General features: G+C 74.8%; 18 protein-coding genes. 9 read left to right on the forward strand and 9 right to left on the reverse strand.

The window, feature by feature from the left end:
• The first annotated feature begins 64 nt into the window (after positions 1 to 64).
• Together speB and ACI79D_RS11010 are read left to right on the forward strand one after the other, a co-directional pair.
• Positions 65 to 1,087: an agmatinase gene (gene speB, locus ACI79D_RS11005; RefSeq protein ID WP_456918445.1), complete on the forward strand. Its 1,023-nt coding sequence runs from the start codon at positions 65 to 67 to the stop codon at positions 1,085 to 1,087.
• Positions 1,084 to 2,964, forward strand: coding sequence for a primary-amine oxidase (locus ACI79D_RS11010; RefSeq protein WP_456918446.1), 1,881 nt, complete (start codon positions 1,084 to 1,086; stop codon positions 2,962 to 2,964). Before speB ends, ACI79D_RS11010 begins: the two co-directional genes overlap by 4 nt.
• Before the next feature lie 170 nt (positions 2,965 to 3,134).
• On the opposite strand, the gene ACI79D_RS11015 is transcribed toward ACI79D_RS11010, so the two are convergent.
• Complete coding sequence (locus ACI79D_RS11015) at positions 3,135 to 3,629, reverse strand: Lrp/AsnC family transcriptional regulator (protein ID WP_456918447.1); 495 nt, start codon at positions 3,627 to 3,629, stop codon at positions 3,135 to 3,137.
• A 154-nt stretch (positions 3,630 to 3,783) separates the two neighbouring features.
• Between ACI79D_RS11015 and ACI79D_RS11020 the strand changes: the two genes are divergently transcribed.
• Positions 3,784 to 5,175 (forward strand): aspartate aminotransferase family protein, encoded by a 1,392-nt coding sequence (locus ACI79D_RS11020; protein ID WP_456918448.1) that lies wholly within the window; start codon positions 3,784 to 3,786, stop codon positions 5,173 to 5,175.
• A gap of 22 nt (positions 5,176 to 5,197) precedes the next feature.
• On the opposite strand, the gene map is transcribed toward ACI79D_RS11020, so the two are convergent.
• Positions 5,198 to 5,980: a type I methionyl aminopeptidase gene (gene map, locus ACI79D_RS11025; protein ID WP_456918449.1), complete on the reverse strand. Its 783-nt coding sequence runs from the start codon at positions 5,978 to 5,980 to the stop codon at positions 5,198 to 5,200.
• A gap of 66 nt (positions 5,981 to 6,046) precedes the next feature.
• Here map and ACI79D_RS11030 point away from each other — a divergent pair, with 66 nt between their 5' ends.
• Positions 6,047 to 6,349 carry a helix-turn-helix transcriptional regulator gene (locus ACI79D_RS11030; protein ID WP_456918450.1) on the forward strand — a complete coding sequence of 101 codons (303 nt, stop codon included), beginning with the start codon at positions 6,047 to 6,049 and terminating at the stop codon, positions 6,347 to 6,349.
• 229 nt (positions 6,350 to 6,578) lie between these two features.
• The gene (locus tag ACI79D_RS11035; RefSeq protein WP_456918451.1) at positions 6,579 to 6,686 is read left to right on the forward strand and encodes a VOC family protein; all 108 of its coding nucleotides are present in this window, start codon (positions 6,579 to 6,581) and stop codon (positions 6,684 to 6,686) included.
• Between the two features lie 49 nt (positions 6,687 to 6,735).
• Here the strand turns inward: ACI79D_RS11035 and ACI79D_RS11040 are convergent, their stop codons facing one another.
• Positions 6,736 to 7,422, reverse strand: a complete 687-nt coding sequence (locus ACI79D_RS11040; RefSeq protein ID WP_456918452.1) for a DNA alkylation repair protein — start codon at positions 7,420 to 7,422, stop codon at positions 6,736 to 6,738.
• Between the two features lie 355 nt (positions 7,423 to 7,777).
• Between ACI79D_RS11040 and ACI79D_RS11045 the strand changes: the two genes are divergently transcribed.
• Positions 7,778 to 7,999, forward strand: a complete 222-nt coding sequence (locus tag ACI79D_RS11045; RefSeq protein ID WP_456918453.1) for an RNA polymerase subunit sigma-70 — start codon at positions 7,778 to 7,780, stop codon at positions 7,997 to 7,999.
• A 16-nt stretch (positions 8,000 to 8,015) separates the two neighbouring features.
• Entirely contained in the window at positions 8,016 to 8,513 is a 498-nt protein-coding gene (locus tag ACI79D_RS11050; RefSeq protein WP_456918454.1) for a Clp protease N-terminal domain-containing protein, read from the forward strand.
• A 137-nt stretch (positions 8,514 to 8,650) separates the two neighbouring features.
• Here the strand turns inward: ACI79D_RS11050 and ACI79D_RS11055 are convergent, their stop codons facing one another.
• The 4 genes from ACI79D_RS11055 to ACI79D_RS11070 form a co-directional block, all read right to left on the reverse strand.
• Positions 8,651 to 9,112, reverse strand: coding sequence for a hypothetical protein (locus tag ACI79D_RS11055; RefSeq protein WP_456918455.1), 462 nt, complete (start codon positions 9,110 to 9,112; stop codon positions 8,651 to 8,653).
• A 123-nt stretch (positions 9,113 to 9,235) separates the two neighbouring features.
• Positions 9,236 to 10,621, reverse strand: a complete 1,386-nt coding sequence (locus ACI79D_RS11060; protein WP_456918456.1) for an NAD(P)/FAD-dependent oxidoreductase — start codon at positions 10,619 to 10,621, stop codon at positions 9,236 to 9,238.
• The gene (locus ACI79D_RS11065) at positions 10,618 to 11,043 is read right to left on the reverse strand and encodes a universal stress protein (RefSeq protein WP_456918457.1); all 426 of its coding nucleotides are present in this window, start codon (positions 11,041 to 11,043) and stop codon (positions 10,618 to 10,620) included. Before ACI79D_RS11065 ends, ACI79D_RS11060 begins: the two co-directional genes overlap by 4 nt.
• 76 nt (positions 11,044 to 11,119) lie before the next feature.
• Positions 11,120 to 12,628 (reverse strand): APC family permease, encoded by a 1,509-nt coding sequence (locus ACI79D_RS11070; protein ID WP_456918458.1) that lies wholly within the window; start codon positions 12,626 to 12,628, stop codon positions 11,120 to 11,122.
• Between the two features lie 109 nt (positions 12,629 to 12,737).
• On the opposite strand from ACI79D_RS11070, the gene ACI79D_RS11075 reads away from it, so the two are divergent.
• Positions 12,738 to 13,946 (forward strand): saccharopine dehydrogenase C-terminal domain-containing protein, encoded by a 1,209-nt coding sequence (locus ACI79D_RS11075; RefSeq protein ID WP_456918459.1) that lies wholly within the window; start codon positions 12,738 to 12,740, stop codon positions 13,944 to 13,946.
• Between the two features lie 80 nt (positions 13,947 to 14,026).
• Here ACI79D_RS11075 and ACI79D_RS11080 read toward each other — a convergent pair whose 3' ends face one another.
• Positions 14,027 to 17,257 carry an NAD-glutamate dehydrogenase domain-containing protein gene (locus tag ACI79D_RS11080; RefSeq protein WP_456918460.1) on the reverse strand — a complete coding sequence of 1,077 codons (3,231 nt, stop codon included), beginning with the start codon at positions 17,255 to 17,257 and terminating at the stop codon, positions 14,027 to 14,029.
• A complete protein-coding gene (gene gabT / locus ACI79D_RS11085; RefSeq protein ID WP_456918461.1) occupies positions 17,254 to 18,612 on the reverse strand; it encodes a 4-aminobutyrate--2-oxoglutarate transaminase in 1,359 nt (452 codons plus the stop codon). Before gabT ends, ACI79D_RS11080 begins: the two co-directional genes overlap by 4 nt.
• Positions 18,613 to 18,748: 136 nt before the next feature.
• Here gabT and ACI79D_RS11090 point away from each other — a divergent pair, with 136 nt between their 5' ends.
• Complete coding sequence (locus ACI79D_RS11090; protein ID WP_456918462.1) at positions 18,749 to 20,263, forward strand: PucR family transcriptional regulator; 1,515 nt, start codon at positions 18,749 to 18,751, stop codon at positions 20,261 to 20,263.
• The last annotated feature ends 36 nt before the right edge of the window (positions 20,264 to 20,299 follow it).

Consider the following 20,299-nt stretch of genomic DNA (forward strand, 5'->3'; position numbering starts at 1 on the left):
GATGAGCTTCCGGGGGGACGGCGCGCCGTCCCCGCACCACCCCCGACCCCTCAGGACGACGCACATGCCCCGCTACGGCGCCCAGTACGGGCCGGACATCACCTTCCTCGGCATCGACCGGTGCGACCTCGACGACCCGGCGTCCCTCGCCGGCGCCGACGTGGTCGTCCTCGGCGCGCCCTTCGACGGCGGGACCTCGCACCGCCCGGGCACCCGGTTCGGCCCGCAGGCCATCCGGATGACCGACTACCTCGCCCACGACGGCTCGCGACCCAGCCTGGCGCTGCGCACCGACGGGCTGCGCGACCTGCGGGTGCTCGACGCCGGCGACGTCGAGATGTACTCCGGCGACATCGAGACGGCGCTGCCCGCGCTCGAGGCCGCCGTCGAGACGGTGGCCCGCGCCGGCGCCATCCCGGTCGTGCTCGGCGGGGACCACTCGATCGCCTTCGCCGACGCCAAGGGCGTGGCCAACGTCCTCGGCCACGGGCGGGTGTCGATGATCCACTTCGACGCGCACGCCGACACCGGCGACATCGAGTTCGGCTCGCTGTGGGGGCACGGGCAGCCGATGCGGCGGCTGATCGAGTCCGGCGCGCTGCGCGGCGACCGCTTCCTCCAGATCGGGCTGCGCGGCTACTGGCCGCCGCCGGAGACGCTGGACTGGATGGCCGCGCAGCGGATGCGGTCCTACGAGATGACCGAGATCGGGCACCGCGGCCTCGACGAGTGCCTCACCGAGGCCTTCGGCATCGCCACCGACGAGTGCGAGGGCGTGTTCCTCTCCGTCGACATCGACGTCTGCGACCCCGGGCACGCGCCGGGCACCGGCACTCCCGAGCCCGGCGGCCTCACCGCCCGTCAGTTGCTGGACTCGGTGCGCCGGATCTGCCTGGAGCTGCCGGTCGTCGGCGTCGACGTCGTCGAGGTCAGCCCGCCGTACGACCACGCCGACATCACCGCCGCCCTGGCCAACCGGGTCGTCCTGGAGGCGCTCTCGGCGATCGCCCGCCGCCGCACCGGCACCCCCTGGGACCCGTCCCTGCCCCTGCTCGCCGACCGCCCGACCCCGGAGGATCCCCGATGACCGCGCACCCGCTCGACCCGCTGACCGCCGACGAGTTCCGCGCCGCGGCAGGGATCCTGCGCCGCGACCGCGGCGTCGACGAGCGCTGGCGGTTCGCGTCGATCGAGCTGCGCGAGCCGGCCAAGGACGTCGTCCGCGCCTTCCGCCCCGGCGACCCGATCCGCCGCGAGGCCCGGGTCACCTGCTGGAGCCGCGACGAGGGGACGCCGCACAAGGCGGTGGTCTCGCTGACCGACGACGCCGTCCTCTCGTGGGAGGCGGTGCCCGGCCAGCAGGCCAACATGACCCTCGACGAGTGGCACGAGGCCCACGAGGTGCTGATCGAGCACCCCGACGTCGTCGCGGCGCTGGCCAAGCGGGGCATCACCGACCTCGACCTGGTGCTCATCGACACCTGGGCCTACGGGCACTCGCTGATCCCGCAGGGCCTGCAGGACCGCCGGGTCGGCTGGACCGACGTCTGGCTGCGCAGGGCCCCCGGCGCCAACCCCTACGCCAACCCCGTGATGGGCCTGCACTTCGTCGTCGACCTCAACACCATGGAGCTGCTCCAGGTCGAGGACACCCCGCCGCCGGCCCGGCCCGACGTCATGGGCGAGTACGTCCCGTCCCTGGTGCCCGGGCTGCAGCAGCGCACCGACGTCAAGGCACTGGAGATCACCCAGCCCGAGGGTGTCTCGTTCACCCTCGACGGCAACGAGCTGCGCTGGCAGAACTGGACGATGCGGCTGGGCTTCAACCACCGCGAGGGCCTGGTGATCCACCGGGTGGCCTACGACGGCCGGCCCGTCGCGCACCGGATGTCCTTCGCCGAGATGGTCGTCCCCTACCGCGACCCGAGCCCCGACCACCACCGGCGGACCGCCTTCGACATCGGCGAGTGGGGCCTGGGCTTCATGACCACCTCGCTGGAGCTCGGCTGCGACTGCCTCGGCGAGATCACCTACGTCGACGCCGTCCTGCACGACAGCCGCGGCGAGCCGTACACGATCACGAACGCCATCTGCCTGCACGAGGAGGACGACGGCGTGCTGTGGAAGCACGTCGACGAGCAGTCCGGGGCCGAGGTGCGCCGGTCGCGGCGGATGGTCGTCTCCTTCCACGCCACCGTGGCCAACTACGAGTACCTGACCTACTGGCGCTTCTACCAGGACGGCACGGTCGAGTGCGAGGTCCGCGCCACCGGGATCATGGTCACCAGCGCGTTCGACGGCGCTCCCCCGCCCTACGGCACGGTCGTCGACGAGCGCACCTACGCGCCGTTCCACCAGCACTTCATCGTGGCGCGGCTGGACATGGAGGTCGACGGGCCCGAGAACACCGTCGTCGTCTCCGAGAGCGAGGCGCTGCCCGTCTCGGAGGGCAACCCGCACGGGCTGGCCCTGGTCCAGCGCACCCGGCCGCTGCTCACCGAGGCCGAGGGCCGGCAGGACGTCGACTTCGCCAGCCAGCGCAGCTGGAAGGTGGTCAACCGCAACCGGGTCAACCGGCTGGGCACGCCGACCGGCTACAAGCTCGTCCCCTCGGGCGCGCTCCCGGCGCTGGCCGACCCGAACGCGCCGTTCCGCCAGCGGGCGCAGGCCATCGACCACACGCTGTGGGTCACCCGGTACGCCGAGGACGAGCGCTGGCCCTCGGGCGAGTTCTGCAACCAGAGCCGCCAGGACGCCGGGCTGCCGGAGTGGACCAAGGCCGACCGGCCGATCGCCGACACCGACATCGTGCTGTGGCACGTGTTCGGCATCCACCACATCACCCGGCCCGAGGACTGGCCGGTCATGCCGGTGGACGTCGTGTCGTTCTCGCTCAAGCCGGTCGGCTTCTTCGACCGCAACCCGGCCCTCGACGTCCCGCCGGCCGCCTCGCGCTGCCACTGAGAGAGGACCCGTCCTCACGCCTCGGCGTTGATCATGGGGTTGTTGCTCGGCCGGCCGGCGTGTCCGACCGTGTCGCCGGCAACAACCCCATGATCGACTCGAAGGGAGGGGTGGGGGCGACGCGGGGTGGCGCGACGTGGGGTGGGGGCGGGAGCGGTAGGGGGCCGCGCTCAGGCCTCCGGCTCGCTCGCCAGCACCGGGGAGCGCCGGGTGCCCCAGGCGTAGGTCTGCTTGCGCAGCCCGAGGTAGAGGTGGGTCTCGGTGGACTCCACGCCGTCCACGGCGCGGATGCGGGTGACCAGGTCGAGCAGTTGGTCGTCGTCCTCGCAGACCACCTCGACGAGCAGGTCGACCGACCCGGCGGTGATGACCACGTAGTCGACCTCGGTGAACTCGGCGATCCGGTCGGCGACCAGGCGGGCGTCGCCCCCGGTCCGCACGCCGACCATGGCCTGCCGGGAGAAGCCGACCTGCAGCGGGTCGGTGACCGCGACGATCTGCATGACGCCGGCGTCGAGCAGCCGCTGCACGCGCTGGCGCACCGCGGCCTCGGACAACCCGACGGCGGTGGCGATGCGGGCGTAGGGCCGGCGGCCGTCCTCCTGGAGCTGCTCGATGATCGCGCGCGAGACGTCGTCCAGCACGAACTGTCCCCGGATGCTCACTGCCCCGCCTCCCCGCCAGCGGTCCGTCGTCCCGGCGGCTCCGGGCTCTGCGGATCGTATCCGGGGCCGGGCGCAGACGGGGTCCTCTGTACGGGTGGCTCCTCGCTACGATTCCGCCACCTCGGCCCCTCCCCCGACGACGGGATCCGCAGTCATGACCACCACCGAGCAGGACGTCACTCCTACTGGGCAGCCGGTCGGCGCGGACGCCGCCGCCAACCTGTGGCTGCACTTCTCGCGGATGGGCGCGTACCGCGACACCCCGCCGCCGGTCATCGTGCGCGGCCGCGGGGCGGAGATCTGGGACGACCGCGGCCGGCGCTACCTCGACGGGTTGTCCGGGCTGTTCGTCGTCCAGGCGGGGCACGGGCGCCGGCGACTGGCGGAGGCGGCCGCGCGGCAGGCGGAGGACCTGGCGTTCTTCCCGCTGTGGTCCTACGCGCATCCCACGGCGATCGAGCTCTCCCAGCGGCTGGCCGAGGCTGCGCCCGGCGACCTGAACCGCGTCTTCTTCACCACCGGCGGCAGCGAGGCGGTGGAGACGGCGTGGAAGGCGGCCAAGCAGTACTTCAAGCTGACCGGGAAGCCGGGCAAGACCAAGGTGGTCAGCCGGGCCGTCGCCTATCACGGGACGACGCAGGGCGCGCTGTCGATCACCGGCGTCCCGGCGCTCAAGGAGGCCTTCGAGCCACTGGTGCCCGGCACCTTCCGGGTGCCCAACACCAACATCTACCGGGCGCCGGTGTTCGGCGACGACCCGGAGGCGTTCGCCCGGTGGGCCGCCGACCAGATCGAGCAGGCGATCCTGTTCGAGGGGCCGGACACGGTGGCGGCGGTCTTCCTCGAGCCGGTGCAGAACGCCGGCGGCTGCTTCCCCCCGCCGCCGGGCTACTTCACCCGGGTGCGCGAGATCTGCGACCGGCACGACGTGCTGCTGGTCAGCGACGAGGTGATCTGCGCCTTCGGCCGGCTGGGCGCGACCTTCGCCTGCGACAAGTTCGGCTACGTGCCCGACATGATCACCTGCGCCAAGGGGATGACCTCCGGCTACTCCCCCATCGGCGCGATGATCGCCTCCGACCGGGTCGTCGAGCCGTTCCTGCGCTCGCGGGCGTCCTTCCCGCACGGCTACACCTTCGGCGGCCACCCGGTCAGCTGCGCGGTCGCCCTGGCCAACCTCGACCTGTTCGAGGAGGAGGGTCTCAACGAGCGGGTGCTGGACAACGAGGGCGCCCTGCGCGCCACGCTGGAGCAGCTGCTGGACCTGCCGATCGTCGGCGACGTCCGCGGCGACGGGTACTTCTACGGGATCGAGCTGGTCAAGGACGAGGCGACCAAGGAGACCTTCGACGCCGAGGAGTCCGAGCGGCTGCTGCGCGGGTTCCTCTCCGGCGCGCTGTTCGAGGCCGGCCTGTACTGCCGGGCCGACGACCGCGGTGACCCCGTCGTCCAGCTGGCCCCGCCGCTGATCTGCGGGCAGGCCGAGTTCGACGAGATGGAGCAGGTCCTGCGCGCGGTGCTGACGGAGGCCTGGGCGAGGCTCTGACCGGGCGGGGCGACGGGGTCCCTCACGGCCGCGCCTTCGGGGGCAGGGTGAGGACCTCGGCTCCGTCGGCGGTGATGGCGATCGTGTGCTCGCTGTGCGCCGTCCGGCAGCCCGTCGCGCTGCGCAGTGTCCAGCCGTCGGCGTCGGTGACGAGATCGGCGGTGTCGGCCATGACCCACGGCTCCAGCGCCAGCAGGAGTCCGGGCCGCAGCCGGTAGCCACGTCCGGGCCGGCCCGCGTTCGGGACGTGCGGGTCCTGGTGCATCGTCGAGCCGACGCCGTGGCCGCCGAACTCGGTGTTGACCCGGTACCCCGCCTCGCCGAGGACCGCGCCGATGGCGGCCGAGATGTCGCCGACGCGAGCGCCGGGGCGGGCCGCGGCGATCCCCGCGCTCAGCGCGCGCTCGGTCGCCCGGATCAGCGCCACGCTCTCCGCCGGCCGCGAGTCCCCCACGATGAAGCTGATCGCGGAGTCCGCGACGACCCCGCCGACAGAGACGGCGAGGTCGAGCGAGAGCAGGTCGCCGTCGGCCAGCGCGTGGTCGGAGGGCAGCCCGTGGAGCACCGCGTCGTTGACCGACGTGCAGATGTGGTGACCGAACGGCCCGCGCCCGAAGGACGGCGCGTAGTCGACGTAGCAGGACTGCGCACCGGCCTCGGTGATCATCTCCCGGGCCCACCGGTCGACGTCCAGCAGGTTGGTGCCCACCTGACAGCGGCTCTTGAGCGTCTGCAGGATGCCGGCGACCAGGGCGCCTGCCTCGCGGGCCCGGGGCAGCTCCGTCGCGTCCAGGATCTCGATCATCGGTTTCCTCCCCCGCGGGCCGTACAACTATCCCGGTAACAGTATCCCGGTATTAGAATCGGCGCCGTGGTCCGGTTGCCGCTCACCCCGGCCGAGGTCGAACGCGGCCAGCGTCTTGGCGCCCTCCTGCGCCGCGCCCGGGGGGAACGCTCGATGCTCACCACCGCGCTGGAGGCAGGGGTCTCACCGGAGACCCTCCGCAAGATCGAGTCCGGTCGCGTCGCCACCCCGGCCTTCCCGACCGTGGCCGCGATCGCCGACGTGCTGGGCCTCTCCCTCGATGCGCTGTGGGCGCAGGTCAACCAGTCCAGCGGCGGCGTCGAACCCGCACGATCGGGTCGCGACCCAGGCGCGCGGTTGGTCTCGTAACCGGGTCGGGGCGACCCCGGCCGCGGCAGGACCGCGACATGGAACGCGTGCTCGGCATCGGCGGCTACTCCCTGCGCGCCACCGATCCGGCGTCCCTGGGTGCGTGGTACCGGGACTGCCTGGGCCTGGACGCCGACGAGCACGGCCTGTGGCGTCAGGACGCCGGGGTGACGGTGTTCCCGACCTTCGAGGCCGACACCGAGCACTTCGCGCCCGCACCCAGCAGACCATGCTCGACTCCCGCGTCCGCGACCTGGACGCGATGCTCGCCCAGTTGCGGGCGGAGGGAGCGGACGTGGCCCCGGAGACCCAGGACATGGCCGGCATCGGTCGGTAGGGAGAGCCGCACCGGTGCCCAGTGCCCGCACGCTCGCCGAGTCCGCCTCCTACTCGCCGTGCTGCCGGCGCACCATCTCGGTGATCCAGATCGGCGCGAACGGTGACGTGCAGTTCGGTGGCGTCGGGTAGTCCTTCAGCACCTCCAGGCGCTCGCCGATGTCGATGGCCCGGGCGCGGTGCTCGGCGTGCTCGATCCCGATCTGGGCCAGGCAGTGGTTCATCGCCCACTGCAGGCGGTCCGGCGCGCCGCTCATCTCCGCCTCGATGGTGTCGAGGAGCCCGGGCAGGTCAAGGCCCTCGGGGGCCTTCGCCACCCGCTCGGTGGTCAGCGCCCAGCCGGCGCTGGCGACCACCGGGTCCGCGTCGGCGAACCAGGCCAGGCGCAGCTCCTCGGCGTGCGGGCTCTTCTCGACCACGTAGTTCACGAGCCAGTCGTGCACCTTGGGCGTGCGGGCCTGGCGCAGCATGGTGTCCAGCTCGTCGCGCTCGAACGCCTTGGGCCGGCAGATCAGGAAAGCCAGCAGCCGCGCCGCGCTGTCGTCGGTCGCCCACAGCTCGCGGGCGAGGTCCTGCTGGGTCTTGAGCCGCTTGGCGAGCGCGCGCAGCTGGGTGAGGTTCACGCCGTGGTCGTCACCGTGCCGGGCGTTGACCTCGCGGATCCGGGGCTCCTCGAGCTCGGCCAGCTCGGCCATCACCTCGGCCGCCGTCGTCCGGGTCGCCGCCGTCTGGGTCATCCCAGTCTCCTGTCGATCCGTGGGGCGTCCAGCCCGTGACGAGGGGGTCGGTCTGCTGTGCAGGTGCTGCGCGGACACGCCGCGGGAGCAGTAGATGATGCCGGTACGACACCCCGGTCGGCCACCAGCGCACCGGCCCCCTCGTGACCGTCGCTCGGCTCACTCGACGGTGAGTACGGCTGACGAGGGTGATGGCATGGGTCCATTTCCCACTGCGAGCACTGACTCAGGCGGACGGAGGAGTGGGGTCACGGCCACACGGTCACGCCCGGGCCGGATCACGGGTGTCGCGCTTCCCGTGGTGCACCATCAACGACAGTTGACGGGCGGGTTCCATCAACGTAGGTTGATGTGCATGGCCGAACTGGATGCCCTGCCTGCGCCGGAGCACCCGGAGGCGGCGCTGGCCGCCGTGGTCGCCCTGCGCCGGCTGGCGGCCCGGCTGGAGGTCGCCGCGGTGGTCGAGGCGATCGCTCAGGGCTGGACGTGGGCCCAGGTCGGCGAGGCACTGGGCATCAGCGCCCAGGCCGCGCACAAGAAGTTCGCATCCGAGGTCCGCGCCCGGCGCGGCCGCTGATCAGGGGGGATGACCGATGGGGATCGTCAACGCGGTGCGGGACATGCGCACGATCAAGCGGCTGCTCACCCAGGCCGAAGCCGAGGCGCGCAGCGGCGGGGAGCAGACGCCCGGACCGGAGCACCTGCTGCTTGCCGCCACGGCCCTGCCCGACGGCAGCGCCGCCCGTGCCCTGGAACGCCTCGGCGTCGACTCGCAGCGGTTGCGCACCGCGATCGAGGAGGCGCACGAGGGCGCGCTGGCCGCAGTGGGGATCGAGGACCGCTCTGGCGGAGCCGCCGGACTGCACAGCCCGGCCACCGGCGCCTTCCGCTCGACGCCCCAGGCGCAGCAGGTCTTCCAGGAGGCCGTCGCGCTGTCGAAGTCGACGAAGCCGTCTGGGCTGAAGGGCGCGCACGTCGTCGCGGCGACCACCCGTCTGGAGCACGGGACCACGGCCCGGGCCCTCGCTGCCCTCGGCGTGGACCGCGACCGCCTCCGTGAGGTCGCCTGCGCCGAGGCCGGGATCAGCTGAACGTTCGACCTCCTCGGAGATCTGATGAGTGGCGTGACCGGAGGACTGTTCGGCAACTGGCTGCGGAAGCGGCGCGCAGAGCGACTCCGGCGGAACACCACCGGTGATGACCCATCCATCACCCTCATCAGCCGTACTCACTCGACGGTGAACGTGCCCAGGACCGACCCGGTGCTCGGGTCCCCGAGGTACAGGAGCGCGGGGCCGGGCGTCGCGGTGTCGGGGACCTGGAAGCGCAGGGTGGCGCGGTAGCGGTCCCCGGAACCGGTCACGGTGCCGACCCGCGTGTTGGTCTGCTCCCGGACGAAGTAGACCGGCACGTCGCGCCGGGCGCGTTCCTCGTCGGCGCCGCCGTGGTCGTTGCAGCCCTCGCGCAGCCACTCGACGGTCAGCTCGGTCGACGTCAGCGCGGCACCTCGATCCGGGGAGAGGCCGACGAGCTGGAGACCGACGCAGGAGGCAGCACCGCCGGCCGTGGCGCCGTGGCCGCACGCCGAGGCGAGCAGGACAGGGGCGAGCAGGGCCGGGGCGAGCAGGGCCGGGGCGAGCCGGACGGGGGCGAGCCGGACCTGGGCGATGGCCGACCACGTCCGGCGCACGGCTCCTCCTCGGTCGGCGTGGTCCCGACCGCCGCAGTCTCCGCCATCCGCCCTGTCGCGGGGTGCAGCGGGGGACCCGTGTCCGGATCGAGACCGAGCGGCGACCGGGCGTCTCGTGCGAACTCAGTGACCCGTGAGGGCGGTCATCGCCCGGTCGAGCAGGCGGGCCGGGCGGCCGGTGCGCCGCTCGCGGTCGTCGACGAGCCCGGCCAGGCCGATCCCGGCGTTGACGCCGAGCCAGCGCACGGGCTCGGGCTCGAACCGGGGCGAGCGGTGCCCGACCCAGGGCAGCCGGACCAGCTCGCTGTCCCGCCCGGTGACCAGGTCGGCGAGCGTCCGACCGGCGAGCGCGGCCAGCGCCACGCCGTCCCCGCTGTAGCCGCCGGCGTGGGCCAGCCCGGTGCCGGGGTCGTAGCCGACCGACGGCCACCGGTCCCGCGGCACGCCGAGCACGCCGCCCCACCGGTGCGTCACCGCGACGCCGGCGAGCGCCGGGAACAACTCGACCAGCGAGCGCCGCAGCGCGTCGTGCACGCCGCGGGCCCGCTCGGCGGACGGCGAGGTCCGCGACCCGAAGCGGTAGGGCGCGCCGCGACCGCCGAACACGATCCGGCCGTCCCGGGTGCACTGGGCGTAGACGAGCAGCCGGCGGGCGTCGCCCAGCGTCTCCCGGCCGGTCCAGCCGATCTCCGCCCGGACCTCGGCCGGCAGCGGCTCGGTGGCCAGCACCAGCGAGTGCACCGGCAGCAGCGTGCGGCGGTGGCCGGGCAGCCCGGGCGTGTACCCCTCGAGCGCCCGGACCACCACGCGGGCCCGCACCTCCCCCGCGGCGGTGCGGACCCGGTGCGGGGCGATCCCGGTCACCGGCGTCCCCTCGTGGACGACGACACCCCGCCGCTCCACCGCGTCGGCCAGCCCGCGGACCAGCCGGGCCGGGTCGAGGGCGGCGCAGTGCGGGGTGAACGTGGCGCCGAAGACCCCGTCGGCGGCCACCCGTGCCCGGGCCTCCGCGCGGGGGAGCCAGCCCAGGTCCTCCTCGCCGCGACCCCGGTGCCGTGCCGCCGCCACCTCCGCGCGCAGCCGCCGGGCCTGCAGCTCCGAGGTGGCCAGGCACAGGTAGCCGCCCTTGTCGGCCCGCGCGTCGATCCCCTCCGCGTCGGCCACCCGCAGCACGTCGTCGACGGTGTCCTCGGCGGCGCGCCGCCAGGCGGCGGCCGCGGCCGGGGACGACGCGGCGGCCACGGCGTCCTCCTCGACCGGCAGCAGGCCCGACAGCCAGCCGCCGTTGCGGCCGGAGGCGCCGAACCCGGCGAACTCCCGCTCCAGCACGACGATCCGCAGGCCCGGATTCCGCCGGGCGAGGGAGTAGGCGGTCCACAGGCCGGTGAACCCGCCGCCGACGACGGCGACGTCGGCCTCGGTCGGCCCGGTCAGTGCCGGCCGCCGGCGCTCGAGCTCCCCGGCGGGCAGCGTGTCGTGCCAGAGGGACAGCGAGCGCGGCGGCCTCATCCCTCGTCGGTCGTCGCGGGCACGCACAGGACGGGGCGATCGGACAGGTGCAGCAGCTTGTGTGACACCGACCCGAGGAACGCGCCGCGCAGCGGGCTCTCGCCCCGCGTGCCGACGACGATCACCCGGCCGTCGTGCCGGTGCGCGGCGTCGACCAGCGCCTGGGCGGGCTTCTCCGAGAGCACCTCGACCACCGTCGCGACGCCGGCCGCCTCGGCCTCCTCCACCGCGTGCGACACCGCCGTCCGGCCCAGCTCGGTGATCGCCCGCTGGTGGGCCTGGAACTCCTCCCCCATCCCACCCGGCGGCTCGACGCCGTAGACCAGGACCAGCGGCTCGTCGAACCGGGCGGCCAGCGAGATCGCCATCCGCAGGGCCGGCCGCGACCCCGGCGACTCGTCGTACCCGAGGACGATGCTCACTGCTCGACTCCGGGCTCGTTCCGCTCCTCGCTCACCGGCGCTCGCGATGCTCGCTCGCCCGTCGTCCTCGCGGTGCTCACCGGAGGTCCTCGTCGACCTCGATGCGGTCCCCGGCGATCCCGGGCCGCTCCTGCCAGTACCGGCCGTCCTTCGTCCGCCAGACGAACATCAGCACGACGCCGACGAGGAAGATGCCGACGCCGATGACCAGCGGTGGCCCGACCCCGAGCCATGCCTGCCCGGTGTAGGAGTTCGCCGGGTCGGAGATGTCGCGGATCGCCAGCACCAGCAGCCAGATCAGCAGCCCGGCGCCGACGAGCGGGCCCACGCCGATGAGCAGGAACGACGACACGCTGCGGGTCAGCTGCCGGCGGTGGTAGACCGCGCAGGCGATGCCGGTCAGCGCGTAGTAGAAGGCGATCAGCAGCGACAGGGCGGTGATCGAGTCGAACAGCGCGTTCTCGCTGAGCAGGCTGACCGCCACGAACCACACGCTGGCGATGCCGCCCACCCACCAGGTCGAGACGTCCGGTGTGCGGTGCCGCGGCGAGATGTGGCCGAAGCGGCGCGGGAACGCGTGCCGCCGCGCCATCGACAGCCCGGTGCGCGAGGCGGGCAGGATCGTCGTCTGGGTCGAGGCGATCGCCGCCGTGGCCACGGCCAGCAGGACCACCCAGTCCCAGCCGCCCATCACCTCGGTGGACAGCAGCGCGAAGATCGCCTCCTCCTCGTCCGCGTTCTCCGCGAGGTAGTCGGTGCCCGCGAAGGCGAGGACGGCGATGGCGACGCCGACGTAGGTGACCAGCAGGACGATCGTGGAGGCGATCGCGGCCCGGCCCGGCGTGGACGTCGAGTCGCGGGTCTCCTCGGTGAGGTTGACCGCCGACTCCCAGCCCCAGTAGGCGAACACGCCGAGCAGCAGGCCGCCGGACAGCGCCGCCCCGCCGGCGCCGAACGGGTTGAGCCAGCTCCAGCTCGGGTCCAGGCCGCCGAGCGGGCTGTTCCCGGTGACGCCGCGGACGATCGCCACCGCGGCGAACACCAGCAGGGCGAGGGTCTGGGCGATGATCAGCCCGTTCTGCAGGCGCGCCGACAGCTCGGTGCCCAGCACGCAGATCCAGGTCATCAGCAGGATGAGCGCGACGGTGAGCACGAGGACGACCACGGTGTTCTCCGCGAGCGAGTCCAGGTTCAGCGTCCGCAGCGTGAAGACGACGCCCACGTTGGCCAGCGACCCGATGATCAGGACGCCGGTCATGGTGATCGCCCAGCCGCCGATCCAGCCGGCCCACGGCCCCATCGCCCGCGTCACCCAGGAGAACGTCGTCCCGCAGTCGGGGTCGACCCGGTTGAGCGCGGCGAAGGCAGAGGCGATCAGCAGCATCGGCACGAACGAGGCCAGCAGCACGCCGGGCGTGTTGACCCCGGTGAGCGCGACGAGCGCGCCGATGATGGCCGCCAGCGAGTACGCCGGCGAGGTGGACGCCAGCCCGATGACGAGGGCGTCGACGAAGCCGATCGCGCCCGGGCGGAGGGTCGCCTCCGTGTCCGGGCGGACGGCGGGATTCGCGGGCTCCGCGCTCATGCGACGGTTATCGCAGCAGAACGGCGTGTCGGCAAGGGTTTGCCGGTCTCAACCCTGGGACGACCACGGAAGTAGTGGCTAGGGTGGCCGCCACCTGTGGAGGTGGGAGATGCGCATCCTGCTCGTCGGCGCCGGCGGGGTCGGCAGCGCGGTCGCCGCGATCGCGGCCCGCCGGGGGTTCGTGCAGCGGCTGGTCGTCGGCGACTACGACCTCGCCCGCGCGGAGAAGGCGGTCGTCGCGACCGGCGACCCGCGGTTCGTGGCGGCCCGGGTGGACGCGAGCGACGAGGACGGCGTCCGCGCGCTGCTGGCCGAGCACCGCTGCGACGCGCTGCTCAACGCGACCGACCCGCGCTTCGTCATGCCGCTGTTCCGCGCCGCGCTGGCCGCCGGCGTGCACTACCTGGACATGGCCATGTCGCTGTCCCGCCCGCACCCGGAGCGGCCCTACGAGCAGACCGGGGTGAAGCTCGGCGACGAGCAGTTCGCCCTCGCCGGCGAGTGGGAGGCGGCCGGCCGGCTGGCCCTGGTCGGCATCGGGGTGGAGCCGGGGCTCTCCGACGTCTTCGCCCGCTACGCCGCCGACCACCTGTTCCGCGAGATCGACGAGCTCGGCGTCCGGGACGGCTCGGACCTCACGGTGCGCGGCTACACGTTCGCGCCGTCGTTCAGCATCTGGACCACGATCGAGGAGTGCCTCAACCCGCCCGTGGTGTGGGAGCGCGACCGCGGCTGGTTCACCACCGAGCCGTTCAGCGAGCCGGAGGTGTTCGACTTCCCCGAGGGCATCGGCCCGGTGGAGTGCGTCAACGTGGAGCACGAGGAGGTGCTCCTCATGCCGCGGTGGGTCGACGCGAGACGGGTCACCTTCAAGTACGGGCTCGGGTCGGAGTTCATCGACGTCCTCAAGACGCTGCACAAGCTGGGCCTGGACTCCACGACGCCGGTGCGGGTCCGGGACGTCGAGGTCTCCCCCCGCGACCTGGTCGCCGCCGCGCTGCCCGACCCCGCGGGGCTCGGTGACCTGATGACCGGCAAGACCTGCGCCGGCCTGTGGGTCAGCGGCACCGGCACCGACGGCAGCCCGCGGCAGGTGTACCTGTACCACGTCGTCGACAACGCCTGGTCGATGGCCGAGTACGGCTCCCAGGCGGTGGTCTGGCAGACCGCGGTCAACCCCGTGATCGCCCTGGAGCTGCTGGCGACCGGGCTGTGGCAGGGGCGCGGGGTGCTGGGCCCGGAGGCCTTCGACGCGGTGCCCTTCCTCGACCTGCTCGTCGCCTACGGGTCCCCCTGGGGGATGCGCGAGGGAGGCTGAGAAAGGACCCCCTTGCCCCCCGCCGCTCGCAAGCTCGCGACGGGACCCTGCAAGGGGGCCACTCCCGGCCGGTCAGCTCGTCAGTCGACCGTCTCGACCAGCCGGCGCAGCTCCGCGGTGACCACGCAGCCGCGGGCCACGACGTCGTCCCGCGCCGCGGCGGCCTGCTCGCACACGGCCCGGAACCGGGCCAGCGCGGGGGCGTGCCGCTCGGCGAACCGCTGGACGTCGCCGTCCGCGTCGCGCAGCAGCGCACCGGCCAGCGCGACCCGGTGCCGGTCGAGCTCGTCGCGCAGCGCGGCCCGGGCGGCGACCACCCAGTGCGAGTCCCCCGGCTGCTCCGCCGTCCAGCCGCGCAGCCGCGGCAGCTCGAGCAGCTCGCCCACCGCCGCGTGCGCCGCCACGACCTCGCCGATCCCCGACCCCGTGTCGCGGGTGAGCGCGGCGAGGTCGACCAGCTCGGCCTGGGCGCCCAGGACGGCGACCCGCTCGGCGAGCTCCGGCGGCGCCCCGGCCGCGGCCAGCTCCGCCCGCAGCGCGCGGGCGCGGTCGCCCTCGACGCCGGGCCGGTCCAGCCAGGTGGCCGGCGGGAGCTCGGCGACGACGGCGGCCAGCGCGGGTGCCGAGGCGGTCAGCCGCGCCGGGTCGGGGTGCGCCCGCAGCAGCCGGTCGGCGGTGCGCTCGGTCGCCGCCTGCAGCTCGGGCAGCGCCAGCCGCTCCACCGCCAGCGGCACCTCACCCCCGACGAGGCCGTCGACGAGGGCCCACACCGGGTCGAGCGCCAGCACCCGCGTGGCCACCGTGTAGGCGCGCGCGGCGACCGCGGTCGGGACGCCGTGCCGCTCCTCCAGCCGCAGCAGGAAGCCCGGGCCCACCCGGTTGACCAGGTCGTTGGCCAGCTGGGTCGCGGTGATCTCCCGCGCCAGCGGGTGGCCGGCCACCCGGTCGGGCCAGCGCTCGCGCACCGCCCGGGGGAAGTAGGCCGACAGCACCCCGGCCAGCGACGGGTCGTCGGGCAGGTCGCCGGCCAGCAGCTCCTCGCGCACCAGGTTCTTCGAGTGCGCCAGCAGCACCGCCGCCTCCGGACGGGTCAGCCCGGACCCGGACCGGCGCAGCCGCTCGATCTCGGCCTCGCCCGGCAGCTGCTCGAGGCCGCGGTCGAGGCCGGCCTGCCGCTCCAGGTCGCTGATCAGCCGGGCGTGCCGGTCGAGCAGGAAGGGGGCCTGCGCCGCGCAGACCGACAGCGCCCGGGCCTGCAGCGCGTTGTCGGCCAGCACCGCGGCGGCCACCTCGTCCGCCACCTCGCGCAGCGCCGCGTCCCGGTCGGCGCGCGGCACCCCCGCCAGCAGGATCTTGAGGTTGACCTCGCGGTCGGAGGTGTCGACCCCGGCGGAGTTGTCGATGAAGTCGGTGTTCAGCGCGACCCCGCGCCGCGCGGCGGCCACCCGGGCGCGCTGGGTCAGGCCCAGGTTGCCGCCCTCGCCGACGACCCGGCAGCGCAGCTCCCCGGCGGTCACCCGCACCGCGTCGTTGGCGCGGTCGCCGACCTGCGCGTCGGTCTCGTCGTCGGCCCGGACGTAGGTGCCGATGCCGCCGTTCCACAGCAGGTCGACCGGCGCCCGAAGCACCGCCCGGACCACCTCGGCCGGGGACAGCGCCTCGGCGTCCACGCCGAGCCGGGCCCGCACCTGCGGGGACAGCGGCACGCTCTTGGCGTCCCGCCGGAACACGCCCCCGCCCGAGGAGAGGACGGCGCGGTCGTAGTCGTCCCACGACGAGCCGGCCAGGCCGAACAACCGGCGGCGCTCGGCCGCGGACCGGGCCGGGTCGGGGTCCGGGTCGAGGAACACGTGCCGGTGGTCGAAGGCGGCCACCACCCGCAGCCGGTCGGACAGCAGCATGCCGTTGCCGAACACGTCGCCGGACATGTCGCCGATCCCGACGACGGTCAGCTCCCCGTCCGGGTCGACGCCGAGCTCGCGCAGGTGGCGGCGCACCGACACCCACGCGCCGCGGGCGGTGATGCCCATGGCCTTGTGGTCGTAGCCGGTCGAGCCGCCGGAGGCGAACGCGTCGCCCAGCCAGAAGCCGCGGCGCTCGGCCACCTCGTTGGCCAGGTCGGAGAAGCTCGCCGTCCCCTTGTCGGCGGCCACGACCAGGTAGGGGTCGGGCCCGTCGTGCACCACGGTGCGGGCCGGGTGCACCACCCGGTCGCCGTCGCGGTCGTCGGTGACGTCGAGCAGGGCGCCGACGAAGGTGCGGTAGGCCTCGGCCACGCGCTCCTGCACCTGTGCGCGGTCCAGCCCGCGCAGGTCGCCGCGGACGACGAACGCGCCCTTGGCCCCCGCGGGCACGATGACGGCGTTCTTCACCATCTGGGCCTTGACCAGGCCGAGCACCTCGGTGCGGAAGTCCTCGGGCCGCTCCGACCAGCGCAGCCCGCCGCGGGCGACCCGGGCGCCGCGCAGGTGCAGCCCCTCCATCGTCGGCGCGCACACGAAGGTCTCCACCTCCGGCCGCGGCGCGGGCAGCAGGTCCAGGTCGCGGGAGGCGATCTTCAGCGCCAGCGCCGGCCGGGGCGCGCCCTCGGCGTCCACCTGGTAGCGGTTGGTGCGCACCACGGCGGCGAGCACGTCGCGCAGGCCCCGCAGGATGCGGTCCTGGTCGAGGCTGGTCGTGCGGGTGAGCAGCTCGGCGAGGTGCGCGGCGGCCGACGCGGCGGCCGCGGGGTCGACGGCGTCCGGGGCGTGGCGGGCGGCGAAGTGCGCCAGCAGCGCGCGGGCGAAGCCCGGGGCGGCGAGCACCGTCTCCTCGACGTAGCCGCGGGACAGCCCCAGGCCGACCTGCGCCAGGTAGCGGCAGGCCGCGCGGAGCACGGCGACGTCCCCGACCGGCAGCCCCGTCCCCACGGTGAGCCGGGACAGCCCGTCCAGCTCGGTCTCCCCCGCCCAGGCCGCGGCCAGCGCCTGCTCCAGCCGGGGCAGCGCCGCCGCGGCGGCGCTGCCGGGCGGGAGCAGAAGCTCCAGCCGGGACGCCGGGGCGCCGTCGTCCCCCGCGACGGCGACGGCGTCGGCCACCCGCACCCCGAGCCGGTCGAGGACCGGCACGACGTCGGCCAGCAGTGGCCGGTCGCCGGGCCAGGTGACCAGGCCCTGGACGCGGTCGCCGGACCGGCCCGGCTCCGGCCGCAGGGTCAGCCGCCGGCGGTGTCCATCGGCCGGCTTCCGCGACCCGGTCCGCTCCTCGCTCGCCGGCGCTCGCTGCGATGCTCCCGGGTCTGTCATCCGGCGGCCGGCCACCGGGGCGCTCACCGGCCCGGGACGTGCTCGTCGAACACCGCGTCGAGGACGTCGAGCGCCTCGGTCAGCAGGTCCTGCCCGATGACCAGCGGGGGCAGGAACCGCAGCACGTTGCCGAAGGTGCCGGCGGTCAGGGTGATGACCCCCTGCGCGTGGCAGGCCCGGGAGATCGCGGTGGTCAGTGCCGCGTCGGGCGTGGTCGTGCCGGGCTCCACCAGCTCGACGGCGATCATCGCGCCGCGGCCGCGCACGTCGCCGATCACGCCGGTGCGCTCCTGCAGCGCCCGCAGCCGGGGCAGCATGGTGGCCTCGATGGCGCGGGCGGCCCCGGCGAGGTCCTGCTCCTGCATGGTCCGGATGGTGGCCAGCGCGGCGGCGCAGGCGACCGGGTTGCCGCCGTAGGTGCCGCCGAGGCCGCCGGTGTGGACGGCGTCGAGCAGCTCGGCGCGGCCGGTCAGCCCGGCCAGCGGCATGCCGCCGGCGATGCCCTTGGCCGTGGTGACCAGGTCCGGGACGACGCCCTCGTGCTCGGAGGCGAACCAGGCGCCGGTGCGGCAGAAGCCGGTCTGCACCTCGTCGGCGATGAACACCGCGCCCGAGCGGGCGCACCAGTCGGCCAGGGCCGGCAGGAAGCCCGGCGCCGGGACGACGAAGCCGCCCTCGCCCTGGATCGGCTCGATCAGCACGGCGGCGACGTTGTCCGCGCCGACCTGCGACTCGATCAGCGAGATCGCGCGGGCGGCGGCCTGCTCCCCGGTCATGCCCGGCTCGTCGCGGAACGGGTAGGACATCGGCACCCGGTACACCTCGCCGGCGAACGGCCCGAACCCGTGCTTGTAGGGCATGTTCTTGGCGGTCAGCGCCATCGTGAGGTTGGTGCGGCCGTGGTAGGCGTGGTCGAACACGACGACGGCCGAGCGGCGGGTGGCCACCCGGGCCACCTTGACCGCGTTCTCCACGGCCTCGGCGCCGGAGTTGAACAGCGCCGAGCGCTTCTCGTGGTCGCCGGGGGTGAGCCGGGCCAGTTCCTCGCAGACGGCGACGTAGCCCTCGTACGGCCCGACCATGAAGCAGGTGTGGGTGAAGGCGGCGACCTGTGCCTGCACCGCGGCGACGACCTCCGGGGAGGCGTGCCCGACGCTGGTGACGGCGATCCCCGAGCCCAGGTCGATGAGGGAGTTGCCGTCGACGTCGACGACCACGCCGCCGCCGGCGCGCTCGACGTAGACCGGCAGGACGCTGCCCACGGCGGAGGTGACCGCGTCCGCCCGGCGGGCGGCCAGTTCCCGCGACCGGGGGCCGGGCACCTCGGTGACCAGCCGCCGCTCCTGCGCGACGGGATCGGTTCCGGTGAGCACGTCGGTCATCTCCAGCTCCTCGCAGCCCGGCCACCCCGTCGGGGCGGCATCCGGCGTCCAGCGTGGGCTCCCGGGGGCGCCGTCGGTACCGTCCACTGCGGCGTCCCGAAGGCGTCCTGGTGTCCACACCGTCGAGAGGTCTGCCGTGCCGGTCACCGTCGCGACGCTGCTGGGCACCGCCTCCCTGGAGCTGACGCTGCACACCCGCGCCGCCGCGGTGGACCGGCCCCTCGCCTGGGTGCACGTCAGCGAGCTGGTGGACCCCACCCCGTTCCTCGAGGGCGGCGAGCTGCTGCTCAGCACGGGCCTGGCGCTCCCGGCCGACGCGGCGGGTCAGCGGGACTACGTGCGGCGGCTGGCCGGAGCGGGCGTGGTCGCCCTCGGGCTGGGCACCGGCCTGAGCCTGCCCGCGGTGCCGGAGGAGCTGGTCACCGCGGCCGACGCGCACGGTCTCGCCGTCCTGGAGGTGCCCCGGCAGACGCCGTTCATCGCGCTGTCGCGCGCGGTCTCCAGCGCGCTGGCGGCGGAGGAGTACGCGGCGGTCACGCGGACCTCGGCGGTCCAGCAGGAGCTCACCCGCGCCGCGGTCGCCCCCGGGGCGCCGGCCACCGTCGTCGACCGGCTCGCCCGGCACCTCGGCGGGTGGGCGCTGCTCGTCGACGCCGTCGGGACGCCGCTGGAGGCGGCGCCGCCCGCGGCCCGGTCCCGCGCCGGCGCGCTGGCCCCGGCCCTCGACCGGCTGCGCGGGACCCGTCCCCCGGCCGGTGCGGCGCTCACCCGCCCCGACGAGACGGTGCTGCTGCAGTCGCTGGGCACCGGCACGCGCACCCGCGGGTTCCTCGCCGTCGGGCGCCCCGGGCCGTTCCCCGCCGCCGACCGGCACGTCGTCAACGCCGCCGCACTGCTGCTGACCCTGCGGCTGGAGCAGTCCCGGGCGCTCGACAGCGCCACCGCCGCGCTGCGGGCCGCGCTGCTGCGGCTGCTGCTCGCCGGGGAAGAGGCGGCGGTCGCCCCGGCCGTCGCCGCGCTCGGCGACCGGCTGCCGACCGAGCCGGTGCGCCCGCTCGCCGTGCTCGGCAGCGCCGAGCAGCGGGCCGCCGCCGTCGACGTGGCCGCCGACGCCGCAGCGCAGGACCGGGAGCCGGTGTTCTCCGCGGAACTGGACGACGCCCTCGTCGTCCTGGTCGCCGCCGACGGGCCGCTGGACCGGCGGCTGGCCGTCCTGCCCGAGCGGGTGCCGGGAGCCGTCGTCGGGACCGCGCCGCCCGCCCCGTGGGGCCGGCTGGCCGAGGGCGTGCGGCAGGCCCGGCAGGCCGCCGAGCACGGGCGGGCGACGGGCCGGCCGGTCACCGCCTTCGCCGACCTCGCCGGCCGGGGCCTGGCCGCGCTGCTCGACCGCGAGGCCACCACCGCGTTCGCCGAGGCCGCGCTGGCCCCCCTGGTCGCCGCCGACCGGGCCGGGCCCGGCGAGCTCGTCGAGTCGCTGCGGGCGTGGCTGGCCGCCCACGGCCAGTGGGAGCCCGCCGCCGCCCACCTCGGCGTCCACCGGCACACGCTGCGCAAGCGCATCCACCGGGTGCAGGAGCTGCTCGGCCGCGACCTGGACTCCCCCGGCGTCCGCGCCGAGCTGTGGCTGGCCCTGCACCCGCCCACCGGCTGACCGGAGTGTGGGAGTGCAGGTTTCCTGCACTCCCAC

It is taken from the genome of Geodermatophilus sp. SYSU D00708 (genome assembly GCF_054050115.1).

Coding starts and splice junctions, on each gene's coding strand:
- speB (WP_456918445.1), top strand. CDS start 65: ATGCCCCGCTACGGCGCCCAGTACGGGCCGGACATCACCTTCCTCGGC.
- ACI79D_RS11010 (WP_456918446.1), top strand. CDS start 1,084: ATGACCGCGCACCCGCTCGACCCGCTGACCGCCGACGAGTTCCGCGCC.
- ACI79D_RS11020 (WP_456918448.1), top strand. CDS start 3,784: ATGACCACCACCGAGCAGGACGTCACTCCTACTGGGCAGCCGGTCGGC.
- map (WP_456918449.1), bottom strand. CDS start 5,980: ATGATCGAGATCCTGGACGCGACGGAGCTGCCCCGGGCCCGCGAGGCA.
- ACI79D_RS11035 (WP_456918451.1), top strand. CDS start 6,579: ATGCTCGACTCCCGCGTCCGCGACCTGGACGCGATGCTCGCCCAGTTG.
- ACI79D_RS11040 (WP_456918452.1), bottom strand. CDS start 7,422: ATGACCCAGACGGCGGCGACCCGGACGACGGCGGCCGAGGTGATGGCC.
- ACI79D_RS11045 (WP_456918453.1), top strand. CDS start 7,778: ATGGCCGAACTGGATGCCCTGCCTGCGCCGGAGCACCCGGAGGCGGCG.
- ACI79D_RS11050 (WP_456918454.1), top strand. CDS start 8,016: ATGGGGATCGTCAACGCGGTGCGGGACATGCGCACGATCAAGCGGCTG.
- ACI79D_RS11060 (WP_456918456.1), bottom strand. CDS start 10,621: ATGAGGCCGCCGCGCTCGCTGTCCCTCTGGCACGACACGCTGCCCGCC.
- ACI79D_RS11070 (WP_456918458.1), bottom strand. CDS start 12,628: ATGAGCGCGGAGCCCGCGAATCCCGCCGTCCGCCCGGACACGGAGGCG.
- ACI79D_RS11075 (WP_456918459.1), top strand. CDS start 12,738: ATGCGCATCCTGCTCGTCGGCGCCGGCGGGGTCGGCAGCGCGGTCGCC.
- gabT (WP_456918461.1), bottom strand. CDS start 18,612: ATGACCGACGTGCTCACCGGAACCGATCCCGTCGCGCAGGAGCGGCGG.